This is a genomic window from Paenibacillus sp. FSL L8-0333 (assembly GCF_037965665.1).
GTDB lineage: Bacteria > Bacillota > Bacilli > Paenibacillales > Paenibacillaceae > Paenibacillus_AQ > Paenibacillus_AQ odorifer.
This window is the reverse complement of the sequence record NZ_CP150186.1, coordinates 3,360,846-3,373,885: the sequence shown is the minus strand read 5'-3', so window position 1 is coordinate 3,373,885 and position 13,040 is coordinate 3,360,846. Positions and strand designations below refer to the sequence as shown.

10 protein-coding genes are annotated in these 13,040 nt (G+C 42.1%); all 10 read right to left on the bottom strand.

Going from position 1 to position 13,040, the window contains the following annotated elements:
• Positions 1-92: 92 nt before the first annotated feature.
• The 10 genes from NYE72_RS15080 to NYE72_RS15035 all read right to left on the bottom strand — a co-directional run bounded on the left by NYE72_RS15080 (position 93) and on the right by NYE72_RS15035 (position 12,955).
• Positions 93-2,015, bottom strand: a complete 1,923-nt coding sequence (locus NYE72_RS15080; protein ID WP_038571012.1) for a BglG family transcription antiterminator — start codon at positions 2,013-2,015, stop codon at positions 93-95.
• Positions 2,016-2,236: 221 nt separating this feature from the next.
• A complete protein-coding gene (locus NYE72_RS15075; RefSeq protein WP_038571010.1) occupies positions 2,237-3,127 on the bottom strand; it encodes a hypothetical protein in 891 nt (296 codons plus the stop codon).
• 213 nt (positions 3,128-3,340) lie between these two features.
• Positions 3,341-4,261 carry a metal ABC transporter substrate-binding protein gene (locus tag NYE72_RS15070; protein ID WP_038571008.1) on the bottom strand — a complete coding sequence of 307 codons (921 nt, stop codon included), beginning with the start codon at positions 4,259-4,261 and terminating at the stop codon, positions 3,341-3,343.
• Entirely contained in the window at positions 4,258-5,100 is an 843-nt protein-coding gene (locus NYE72_RS15065) for a metal ABC transporter permease (RefSeq protein WP_036677866.1), read from the bottom strand. The genes NYE72_RS15070 and NYE72_RS15065 overlap by 4 nt, the downstream gene beginning before the upstream one ends.
• On the bottom strand, positions 5,093-5,836 hold the full coding sequence (locus NYE72_RS15060) for a metal ABC transporter ATP-binding protein (protein ID WP_283160366.1): 744 nt from the start codon (positions 5,834-5,836) through the stop codon (positions 5,093-5,095). Before NYE72_RS15060 ends, NYE72_RS15065 begins: the two co-directional genes overlap by 8 nt.
• Positions 5,837-6,075: 239 nt before the next feature.
• A complete protein-coding gene (locus NYE72_RS15055; protein WP_339212019.1) occupies positions 6,076-7,878 on the bottom strand; it encodes an alpha-L-fucosidase in 1,803 nt (600 codons plus the stop codon).
• Entirely contained in the window at positions 7,872-9,038 is a 1,167-nt protein-coding gene (locus NYE72_RS15050) for a glycoside hydrolase family 88 protein (RefSeq protein ID WP_052097034.1), read from the bottom strand. Before NYE72_RS15050 ends, NYE72_RS15055 begins: the two co-directional genes overlap by 7 nt.
• 47 nt (positions 9,039-9,085) lie before the next feature.
• Positions 9,086-10,117 (bottom strand): glycoside hydrolase family protein, encoded by a 1,032-nt coding sequence (locus NYE72_RS15045; RefSeq protein WP_174890040.1) that lies wholly within the window; start codon positions 10,115-10,117, stop codon positions 9,086-9,088.
• 16 nt (positions 10,118-10,133) lie between these two features.
• Positions 10,134-11,333, bottom strand: a complete 1,200-nt coding sequence (locus tag NYE72_RS15040) for a hypothetical protein (RefSeq protein WP_038571002.1) — start codon at positions 11,331-11,333, stop codon at positions 10,134-10,136.
• 59 nt (positions 11,334-11,392) lie between these two features.
• On the bottom strand, positions 11,393-12,955 hold the full coding sequence (locus NYE72_RS15035; protein WP_038570999.1) for an extracellular solute-binding protein: 1,563 nt from the start codon (positions 12,953-12,955) through the stop codon (positions 11,393-11,395).
• Positions 12,956-13,040 lie beyond the last annotated feature (85 nt).

Genomic DNA, 13,040 nt, shown 5'->3' with positions numbered 1-13,040 from the left:
AAATCGCTTTCTTTTTAAGCTAACCTTTTTCCAAATCAACAGGAAACGGTTACATTGCAAACAGTAAGGCCATACCTAATTTCTCACTCACTCTAGTTTAGTAATTGTATAATTTCTTCCACAGAGTCCTTGGCAAGGATCTGCACAACAATCTCTTTATCCTCTATCAATGATCCTAGCTTTTTATACATTTTATCTAGGTCGACATTGTTTCCTTCTTTAATGTTTAATAAACAAATTAATTGCACCATTTGCTTATCATTCCAACGAATAGGACGTTTTAACGTACAGATTGTCCAAAAGGTTTCCGAGGTAACTGGAAGTGAAGGATGTGGAACAGCGACAAGATTTCCAAAACTAGTGGGTGCATAGGACTCCCTTTCAACTACTAAGGATTCATAATGCTCTGGTACAAGCCCTTGTTTTGTTAGCTCATTGCTTAAAAAATGAATCACACTTTCCTTTGTGGTAAATTCTTTTTTCACGAATACTCTAGATGCGTCAAGGTAAGAATGAGTTTCTGCCACCTGTTCTGAAGACAATAAGACGTCCTTGATTCTTTTGAGGTCTTTAGCTTCTAAAAAGGTATTTACAACATAGACGGGAATACATATATCTTCATTGATCGGAACTGTACTGATAATAAAATCAATCGAGGATAGGTCCGTTTCTGCTAATTTGTAAAAACTAATTGTGTCTACAATCTGCAATAGATTCTCAAATGAATTGATCAATCGGTAATAAAGTAATTTGGCACTTCCAACACCGGACGCACATACAAGAATAACTCGTTTTATTTTTTTGTTTTTATTTTTCATTCTTTCTAAAGCAACCCCAATGTGCAAAGCAATGTAAGCAACTTCATGTTCTCCAACTTCTAAATCCAAATAGTAGTTAATACATTTACTCGCAATAAGTGCTCCTTCGAATGCGGCTGGAAAACTCGTCTTAATATCATTCAACAGAGGATTTCTAAAATTCATGTTGTATCTTAACCTATTCATCGCAGGCCTAATGTGAAGGGTCAGGGCTTGAATAAATTCATGGTCATGGCCAAAATCCCAATTCAACTCAGTTTGTAAACTTTTCAAAATACAGCTGACAATGGAGTCCACTTCATCGAACTTACTGTATTCCGTTAAATTTTCTTTCGGCAGCAACTTTGTTCCAACTAAATGGATGATAATATAATTAATCTCTGAATCAGAAAAGAGCAAATCTGTGAACTCTTCTATGTCTTTAACAATTTCATGGGCAACAATTTTTTCAAACGGGTACTCTTCCATAAGATTTACCGACGGTTCTTCGATTAAAAATCCCTCTTCGATACGTTTACAAGCTATTATTAAGTGAATAGCGAGGTTTTCCAAGGAAATATCTGAAATCTCAATTTTGTATTTATTTACTTTGCCAATGATAATTTCTTTAATTTTCGTGTATACCTCTTTGTCAAACAAAGTAAAGTTATCGAGGGTCGGATCGGAGTTTTCTTCTCTTTTGTATAAAAAATTGGACAAACATATTCGTTTCTTAAATTCATCGCCCTCTATAAACAGGCCATAATGAGGCCGATTAACTAAATTCAGGTTGTATTTTTCCAGTATCTTACGCACTTCTTTTAGATCGTTTTGGATTGTTGATTTAGATACAAACATCTCATCTTCAATAGTGACCAACTTGATATAGTTATTTTCTAATAAAAAACGGCTCAACAAATAAAAAACCCTATTATCTTGTTCTGAAAAATCAAATGTAGAATGACTGATTTTATCATTAGTTAACTCATGTAATTTTTGAGAGAATGTATCTTTATCGATGATTCTTATAACGAAGCCTTTCCCACGAATCAATTCTATTTTCAGGCCTAATACGGAAGATATATTTTGTAGTTCCTTTAAATCATTACGGATCGTTCGATCGCTAACATTCAGTTCTTTAGAAATCCATGCAGCTGTGACAGGTTGATTAGAATTAATTAAATATAAAAGTATTTCTTTTTGCCGTTTTGAAAACAATTCTATCCCTCTTTCTTATCCAGAGTATGAATATGAGCTAATATTAACTGAAGCATACATTTACATACATTTGCTCATTTTTTTATATCGGTTACAATATCACTTCCTAAGAAAATTTGATAGTGTTCTTACAGTACCAAACGAAACAGGCGTCCTCATTTAAGAAGACACCTGTTTGAATTTCAGCCAGCTTATCGAGTCATAGGCAATGATTTTGCGGGTTAACTCAACTTCTGCTGTAGTATAATTGCTAGTTCTTCTGCTGAATCCCACACAATAGGACGAATATCCTTAAGCTGTACAAAAAGTTTATCCGCCTCAATACTGTTTACGGTCCATAATACGGGTATGTTTAAACCAAGTGCATATCCCGCTGAGAAATACACCTCTGGGGATTGTCCCGTTAAATCTGCGATAATCAGTTTGCTATCTGCGATTTGTTCCAACTCGTATTTTTCACCACTCTGAGTTTTCGTATGTGTTAATAAGCGCGGAAGAAAACCACACTGCTCTATTTTGGGCAATAACTTCTCCAGCCATGTTGTAGACAAATTCTCTTCATCCGACACGAGCACGAGGCAAGGTTTTAGTTTCTTACCTCCAGCGCTTTCCGCAGCTTCATTCCAGCCGGTTTCAGTAAGCTTAAAGGTCATGCCTTCCCTGATCAGAAGCTGATCACTTATCAACTTGTCTATGATATATACCAGCTCTTGCAGATTGGGAGAATACGTCAAGTTATAGCTGCTAGAGAGGGGTTGAATGACAACCGCTTCCCCCGGGCCTTCAGAATGTCTATATAAATATTGCAGTAGACGGTTTCCTTTATCTTCAATGCTCACAGGTATTTTGGGTGAATTTACAATGGACTCTAAATCATCAGCAGATATAGTGATCTTTTCATCACAATCAGTCAGCTCACGTATGTAAGCCGATACTACATGCAGCATATCGCGTTTCTTTTGATGCGGGAGTGAATTAATGGGTTCGTAGCTGTCTCTACGTAGACTATAAAACCCGCCTGGTGAACAAGAACAGCCTATATATCTATCGTTATCGCCTTCTGGTTCAATGGAAACAATCTCATCACAGAACAAACAGTGTTTCTTAATCATGACAACTTTTCACCTCTTATTAAGTGTTAGCCTCTACCTTACCAAGATTTTTTTGAAAAGTAGACAAGAAGATATTTCCTGTAGCAGGTTATCCCAAGGCATAAACGTAATATTTCGAGGCTCGAATGTAGATTTTATTCAATAAAAAACCGACATAGGAATCAGCTGTAAACTGAACCTTCTGTCGGTTGATATAAGCTTGGAGCCAGGCATTTAGGATTGAGATAAACCTTCTATAACTTTATCAATATTCCATTTGATCATCTTAATGTATGTGTCGCCCTCTTCGCCTTTCTTAGCTAAAGAATCGGTGAAAATCTTAGAGTGTATCGGTACTCCCGTTTCATTTGCGATGGTTTCCATTGTTTTTGGATTTACGCTAGTTTCCAGAAATAATGCAGGCACTTGATTTTCATCAATGATCTTAATTATATTTTTCATTTGCTCTGGCGTTCCTTGACTATCCGTATTGATCTCCCAGATAAAAGCCGATTCAAATCCGTAAGCTTTAGAAAAATATTTGAATGCTCCTTCGCTGGTAACAAGGATACGTTTCTCTTGTGGAATTTTTTCGACTGCTTCTTTTGCATATTGATCCAATTCATTCAGTTTCTTAACATATTCCGATTGATTATTAAGATAAAATTCTTTGTTGTCGGGATCTTTTTCGATTACACGTTTTGTGATGATATCTACATATTTTATTGAATTCTGAATATCCAGCCAAGCATGAGGATCTACCTGAGTTTCTTTTCCTTTTTCTGTTAGATACATTGGAGATACTTCATCTGAGACTGCAAAAGCAACATCCTTTTTATTAGTCACATCTAGAAGATCTTGAAACCACCCCTTACCTGTTTCTAGGTTCAAACCGTTATAAAACACTAAATCTGCGCTAGAAACCTTACTTGTATCCTTGGGTAATGGATCGTACATATGCGGATCTGTTCCGATGGGTACCATACTGTAAACTTCAGCTTTCTCCCCTACAATGTTTTCGGTCATATCAGCGATAATGGAGTATGTTGCAACAATCTGCAGCTTATCATGGTCTGCTTCTCCTTCACTAACCTTTGAGCATGCGGTAAGAAGTACGATAAACATTGTCAAAGAGAGTATTTTTATGGTCTTCATCCTTGTTTCAACCCTTTCCTGAAAAAATTATTTTTGGGTGAGATTATAAATGAAATTCCGAACATGCTTACGCCGACCAGAACAATCGTGGCACTTGTAGGTAAATTGAATTTAAAGCTTACAATTACACCTATAATCCCGGATACAGCGCCGATTGTAGAAGCCAGGATAATCATGTGGAACAGCTTATTCGTCCAGAGATAGGATGTAGCAGCAGGAATAACCAGCATTGCAATCACAAGCACAATTCCTACTTGAGATAACGAAGATACGGTAACCACAGATAGGAGCATCATCAATAAATAATGATAGAACCCTGTTTTTAACCCATAGGCTTTGGAAACAACCGGATCAAACGAACTCATTAAAAGCTCTTTATACAGCAATGAAATGATGGCAATAACAACAATCATAATAATAAAGGATTGCATTAACTCCGACTGTGGGACGGCCAGAATATTACCAAACAGAATGTGAGTTAGATCAAGCCCGCTTTTGGCGAAAGTAATTAGGACAATGCCTAGCGCAAAAAATGAGCTAAGAATAATGCCAATAGAAGTGTCACTTTTAATATTGCTGCGACTTGTTATAAATTGAATGAGAACTGCTGCTAATAGTCCAAACAGTGAAGCTCCAAGAAGGATGTTGATTCCTAAGATATAAGATAACGCCACCCCAGGTAACACTGCATGTGATAACGCATCTCCCATTAATGACATCTTTCTGAGCACAATAAAGCTTCCTAAAACCCCTGATACAATTCCAAGAATGATAGCAGATAATCCCGCGTTAAGTGCATATATTGGAATGTTTAATACCCCTGAGAAATAATCAATCATGATCTGTCGCCCCCATCCCTTTGATCACCAGATTACCTAAGGACGCACCATAGGCGCTGAGGATATTCTCTGGCGTAAAGGTGTCTTTAACGTCACCAAAAGCAATTAATTTCTTATTGAGAATGATGACTTTGTCAAAATATTCTTCGACCTCATGCAAATCGTGATGAACGATGAGTATGGTTTTTCCTTCTTCGCGAAGTTGTTTAAGCAGCTTTACAATGATTTTTTCACTGACTAGATCTATGCCAACAAAAGGTTCATCTAAAAAAAATACATTTGCTTGTTGTGCAAGAGCCCTGGCGATAAAAACTCTTTGTAGTTGTCCTCCGGACAGATTGCTGATTTGTTTATTCGCAAGATCACTTATATCCACCATCGCCATACATTCCTCGACTCTTTGCCGCTCTGTTTTTCCGGGACGCTGGAAGATTCGCAAATTAGGGTAAGTTCCAGTCAGCACTGTATCCCTTACCGTGATTGGAAAAGAAAGATCAATGTCATTCTTTTGCGGCACATATGCGATCTTCCGTTTGTACTCAGAAATATCTTTTCCCTCCACCATAACTGATCCTGTTCTCTTCTTTATCACCTCTAACAAAGACTTGATAAATGTAGATTTCCCGGCACCATTTGGTCCGATAATTCCGATTGCATACCCAAAGGGAATATCAATATTTACATTTTCTAGTGCAGAATTACCGAAATAATCTACGTTTAGGTTTCTGATTTCAATCATAAAAAAAACTCCTTATCTCTGTTAAGTTCATATGTAGCACTGTTCTGTTCACCCGGTTAATTTATTTCCTAATAGAAACAATGATTCCTTTGGTTCAATTTGTTTCCCTCGGTAAACATTTATTCTTATATACAATATATTTACCCAAGGGCAATATGTCAACAACAATCCTTAAATCAACAAAAAAAAGAACCCAAGTGATTTGAGTTCTTTTTCATTATTACAATATAAAAATATCATAGTTGCAGTAGTTTTAAACATCTAGGCTGCATCAAATAACCCCCTGTAATAAGCTCTGCCTGCAATTGAATCGTATATTCTCCTGCCGTGGGGAGATACAGTTCACCTACTTGAAAGCTTTGAAAATTATTAACCTCATCGGTAGAAATAACTTTAGCTTGCAAAATTTGATCCGCAGCCTTGATGAGGTAGACTCCGCCACCCCCATTCTCTCCTTCTTCGCTGCGATATGCGATACTAACTTGAAATCTTACCGGACCTAATGTCCGGACATGCCAAACTGTGGTATCCTCTCTATCCTTCCAGTCCAACAAATTATCATGGTCTTTTTTTCCTGTATCGTAACGGAGGGTTGGACCAAAGATCTCGCTTTCAAATACCCCCAATTCTAGTAAGGTATCTTCTCCAAAGTCCAATAATTTGACTGAATTACCTTCTACAGGTTCTGCACAGACAATTGCGATGACCAGCGGCATGTTGTTAGAATTTTCGGCAAAGTTCGGTAAGCTGGGGAGTTCGACTTCCAGATCCTGCTCAGATAGCTTTGTGAAAAACAGCTCCTCCCCTCCATCTAAAGCAAATACCTTTTGAACAGCGGTCTTCAGACCGGGAACGATTAGCTTATTTCTCTTCTTAAGATCGAAAACATGCAGATATAATGTGTTTCCTTTCAAAGTGCATCTACCCCAAGACGGTTTGGCTGTGGGCGATTCTCCAGCACCGTAAATGCTATCCCCATTGGTATTTAACCAATCTCCTACTTCAAGCAAAATGGATTCGGATACTGGATCCCATTCCCCTGTCGCTGTTGGGCCGATATTGATAACCAGATTCCCATTTTTGCTTACAACATCGATGATCTGGCGGATGATAGTTACAGGGGATTTCCAATGGTGATCGGATCTCTTATACCCCCATGAGTCATTTAACGTAATAATATTCTCCCAGTACTTACCAAGGTTACGAGTCGTAAGTTGATTATCAGATGTATTTGAATAATCTCCAAGTGGTGCTTTCCATACTCTGCTATTGACCAAACAATCTGGCTGAATTGCATGAACCGCCGCCAAAAACGCTTCTCCTTGCTCACGGGTCAGTTTGCCCCCGCAATCAAACCACATTAAACCAACTTTTCCGTAGTCCGTCAGCAGCTCACGGACTTGAGGGATTGATTTGCTGTGCAAATATCGTTCAAAGCGGGTGTGTTTATCGGTATCATTTAACCAAGTTTGAACGTCATCATAAGCGCCGATATTCAGTGGATAATCCCAGGTATTCCCTTGAGAGTCTGGATCATGCCAATCCATCGCATGGGAGTAGTAAATTCCGAGTACCATTTCTTCCGCACGACATGCCTCCATTAGTTCCCGAAGGGGGTCACGGCCCAATGAGGTGTGCTTACTGATCGAATATTGGGATACACTCGAGTCATACATCGCGAAGCCGTCGTGATGTTTAGCTGTAAAGATGATATATTTTAGGCCAGCACGCTTGGCAGTCCGCACCCACTTCATTGCATCAAAAGCTGATGGATTGAACGCCGCGGCCATTTCCTCATATTCAGCAACTGGGATCTTCGCGCGTAGCATAATATGCTCACTGTAAGAAGCTTGTATTTCTTTTCCCTTCCATTCACCCGCAGGCAGGGCATAAGGTCCCCAGTGAATAAACAAGCCGAGCCTTGCTTCCTGCCACCATTCCATACGCCGAGCCTGCTCGTTATCTATCGGAGTGTCGACCGACTGTATACTATACGGATCATCGAGAAGGTTTTCTGTTGTTTTTCCGTTCCTTACCATAACTGAAGAACGGCTCCGCGGAGTTTAGAAACAGCCTCGACGAAGAAATAATCGCCATAGATCAGTGGCGTATCAATATGCACACCCCCTGGAAGATTGGATGTTCCAGAAAGAATCAATCCCTCCTCTTCCGGAATGTCCCAAGCCCCATAATTCTCATAAAGTGAGCGAACGATTTGTTCTGCGGCTCGGAGGTAAAAAGAGGCTTCTGCCTGTGGTACGATCTTTGCCAGCTCGATCAAGCCACATGCCGCACATGCACCAGCAGAGGTATCACGCGGCTTTTCGCCTGCATCAGGTGCCCTGAAATCCCAGTGAGGTACATGATCCTCCGGAAGATTAGCCAAGAAGAAGTGCGCAGCTCTTTTAGCTCCCGATAGAAACTTGTTCTCTCCGGTATAGTGATAAGACAAAGTAAGACCGTAAATCATCCATGCGCTGCCCCGTGCCCAAGCGGATTCTTCCGCATAACCTTGGCCGGCCATAGCGCCGATTTTTTCTCCTGATTCCGGGTTGAACTGCAGAATATGATAACTTGATCCATCTGGACGTAAAAAATGCTCCACTACCGTTTCCGCATGCGCAGCGGCGATATGCCGGAAACGCGGATCCTCTGTAACTTCCGATGCCCAGTATAATAAGGGCAGATTCATTACAGTATCAATGATGGACCATCCCGCCCGGTTTATCTTCTCCGTGTCATGCCAGGCTCTGATAAATGACCCTTTCAGGTTAAAGCGGCTGGCCAGTTGAGCGGCAGCCATCAACCCGCGCTGCTTGGAGCGTTCATTACCAGTCACTCGGTAATTGGCCAAAGCTGAGAGTGTCCATATAAAACCAGCATCATGATGTACGGTAAGGGCATAAAGAGGTTCATCCAATTTCTCTTCAATTTGCTCGGCGATTTCTTGCAGTGCCGGATGATTACCTTCTGCGGCAATCTGCCACAAAATACCCGGCCAGAACCCTGCTGTCCACCATGATGGACGCATGTTATCGTATACTCCGCTCACGGAAGCATGCGGAAAACTAACACCAATTCGCTTACTATTCTTTTCCACTTTATTTACAATTTGTTGCCATGCGCTATCCGCCCATTCCAGAGTAGACTCCGAAATCAGCAGTTCGCGAGTTTGTTGAGTTGGTAGTACTTCTCCCATTCTAGTTCCTCCTGTTAACACTGATGATATTTATGAAATTCAATTTCTTAAAACGTTGTCCGTAGTGGAATGACCATATTCCAAGTGTGCTTCGCATTTCGGAACCCTCCCGGTCCATCTGCTACTGCAGCGAATAAATGGGTAGGAACCCCTTCCTGAAATAATAGGAACGGACGTTCAAAGCTGCCCATCCACTGCACAGTGCCGTCCTCCCAGAGAACCCGCCGGGAATACGATTGCGTTGAATCAGCCAGCTGCCAGTCGGTTCCATCCGTAGATGATGCAAATATCCCACCGTGCTTTTCTCCACATATCCGGCCATCCATATCCTTGGCGATCATTTGGTACCCGTCCGCGGACCGCCAGATAAATGGATCTTCAATATGGGACCGCTCTGGTGGAAACAGAGGTGCGTTGTTAATTACTCTATATGGCCCTTCGTCCTTAGATGAACCGGCAATGCCAAGCGTCATCTGTCCATAGGAATTGCCTTCGTATTTGCGGGCTTTATATACCAATAGCAAGGAGCCATCTTCGCGGATACAAGGAGCCGGATTGGATGTGAGGAAGCTGTCGAACCTGCCCGGACGTGTAGGCAGAATAGGTGCATCCATCCTTGTCCATGGTCCGAATACACTGTCGGCTACAGCTAGGCCAACACGTTTGTTGGCACGAGCGGCAATCACCCGATAGTCGTCAAGTTCCACTGTTTCATTAGGTTGCGGCTCAGCGAATGGATGAGTTGAGCCCATATAATACAACAGAAACTTATCGCCATACCGAAGGATATGCGGATTATGGGTGCTTCGTCCGTCCCAGTATTCCGCTCCCCTTGCGGGTAGTACGGTTTCTTCGTACGTATAGGGTCCTTCCGCGTTATCGGCAGATGCGCGGACAATTTCTGAGCGAAGTAACCATCCCGGATGCATCGGCAGCCATTTCGGCCAACGGGATGCGAATAAATGAAAACGCCCATCCTCGCCACGCACAGCTGATCCGCACCACACCCACCAATTCTCCATACGGAATCCTCCGTTCAAAGGAGCAGGCAACATTCGGTCCATTAATGAAAAAGTCATTTTCTCCCTCCATGGCTTATTGCTTAACATCCATTAGTCTATAACGTTTAGCAGCACTGCCATGCAGCCATTCCGCAGCAATATCCAGCGCCTCATCCCGGCTGATCCAGCCTTCCGCTATTTGACTTTCCAAAAAGCGCGCAAGTATTTTTTTAACGATCAGCAGCTTGCCATATGTCCATTCGATACAGCGCGCATCCGAGACAATGAGCGAACACTTGAGCGGGGCGAGTGCCTCTAACCGATACTGCATGCTCTGCAAATAGGTACTGGGTCTGAAGTTATACCACCACATCCCGCCTACATGAACGTTAGGGAAATTCCATGCAGCCTGCACAACATCCAGGTTATTTAATTCCGAAGCCACCACCAGCTCAAACGGAATGGAATACCGTTCGAATAAACCGTACAGTTTAACAATCCGTAGCGAATCGTTAACTGGCGCAGCTGATGTATTACACCATCTGCGTTCGACGCCGAGAAACAACTGCAAGAACATTCCTCTTGCTTGCAGTTCCGAACAAATATGATGAAAGAGCAGCATCATGATTTCATCCGGTCCAGTTACGTTGCTAAGATTGTAAACATCATGAGCTTTGGCTTCAAAAGCTGGCAACGTAGTCATGATTCCTGGACAGCCCATAGTCTGATAAGACTGCAGCTGCTCGCTAATAAATTTTTTCGCTTGAGCATAAGCAGCCTCCCGGCTGGGATCATAGGAATCTGCAATATTCTTTGCCAGCTCAGGCAGCCAAGAGTCAATTCGAGGAATCAGTAGAGCATTTTCCCTCATGTGTGCAAAGTTGGCATGTTCCGGACGGTTTACAATAAACCGCTGCACATGCAGACGGTCAGCTACGTTCTGCGCCCAGCCGGGATCGTGACTTTGCTGTTTAATCGTTATATCCGCTTTGAACACCGACTCTGAATCTGTGATGGAGATACCGTACAGATCTTTCATGATTGCTGTAAAAGCACGATTCATCATCGTATTACGGGAAGCGTGGTAGGCGCTAACAAAAGAGTCAGCCCGTTTCCCTTTCGAAAGTTGGTCCGCATTCGCCGGATATCCTGCTGACTGAAGCTCTTGGTTCAACCAGAAATAATCGGCTATTTCCCAGAAGTCAGCCGCGTTTAGCTTATCGCCGACGAGATGGGTATGTGTATCGATTACAGGCAGACGCATGATTTCATCACACAATGAAGTTTGACTCATCGTTCTCCCTCCTAACTGGCAGGAAGCCCTTCGAATGAAGAGGCTTCCTGAGAATCTATCTATTTACGACTTTGCTGATTAAGGATTCCCTCATTATTTTTGTAGCGTTCTGTTGCTTCTTTTAAGATTTCTACGCCGCCTTTTTGCTTATATTCCTCGATGACTTTTGGGAAATCGCTAATCGGTTCTTTGCCATAAATCATTTTGACCATATGGTCTATGATCAATTTTGGTGCCTGATCGGGACGTTTGGAGGCAAGATCAGGGAACTTGCTAAAAGACTCCAGATCAGGTACAAATCCAATGCCCCCTAAGCCTTCTTTGCTCAGCGTTTCATCCAATGCTTTCAAGACATCTTTACCACCCGAAAGCAGCTCAGTTCGTTCGCGGTTGATCGTTCCGTCCCCTACCCAGCGCAGCTGTGTGCGGAATTTCTCTTCATCTTGGGCAGCCTTGTTCTCTGGCAGCTTATAATCAACTTTTCCGTCTTTTACCGTGTAATTCTCGCCTTCAATCCCAAAACTATAGAAATTACTTGCTTCCGGGGTCTGCATCCATTCAAACATTTGAATAATCCGGGCAGCCTTTTCTTTACTGACCTTATTGTTGATATACAGTGAGGTATTGACCGAACTATACAAGCCATATCCTTTTTGTCCATTGTCACCGGTTGGCGACGAGATAATATCCACTTTCGCTTCCGGATTGGATGCGGCGATTTGGGTCCGGAAATCCAGTAGATTTTGCGCGTTAGCTGTCCAGATTCCTGCATTGCCTGCAGCAATATTTTCGCCATACTGCGCCGTCTGAATTGTCGCAAAATCCTTCTGAATGAGGCCTTCGTCATACATCGTTTTGTATACGTTCAGTGCTTTTTCCATATTCTCGGAATTATAAAATTTGGGTACGATCTCTCCATTATCCTCTGTAAACTGATAGCCAAGCGCGTCATATGCACCGAATGCGATATCTGCATATTTGAAGTTCTCACGCATCTGATAAGGCGCGCTCACACCGAGTTTCTTAAAAGCGCGTAGCACATTCAAGAAATCTTCAATCGTTACAGGTACCGGGAGACCGGTTTTCTCCAATAAATCTGTTCGGATAAAGGTGGCACGTCGAGACGGATTGCTGAGCCAAGTCGGAATGCCATATATTTTTCCGTCGTAGCTGACTTCATCCCATGCTTCCTGCGGGACAACCTTCATCAAGTTAGGCGCATTCTCCTTCAGCAGATCATCTAGCGGCATAAAAACACCAGCCTGAACCGATCCAGCCATCGATTTATCTGTAGCCCCTCCGACATTTTGAACCACATCCGGAATATCACCGCCTGCGAACATAACAGCCATTTTGGAATCAAAGTCCTTCAAAGGAATTAACTTAATGTCTAAATCGACATTCGCCCGTTTTTCCAACTCCTTGACCCACTTATCGGTGTTAATGTCTTTAGAACTTTCCGTGTAAGCGTTTCCGCTTGTGTTTAACGAAATACTAAATTTAAGCGGTTTTGATTCGCCTGCTGCATCGGCGTTACCGTCCGATGTTTCATTGCCTCCGCATCCTGCGACGAGACTTGATACAAGCGCCGTGGATAGGATCAGACTAACCCATTTTTTCATCTGGATAATCCCCCTTATTAGTATAAAAAGGTATTTGGTTTACCTGTACCCATCATAAAGCTGTATCATCAGCACTCCCATGGGG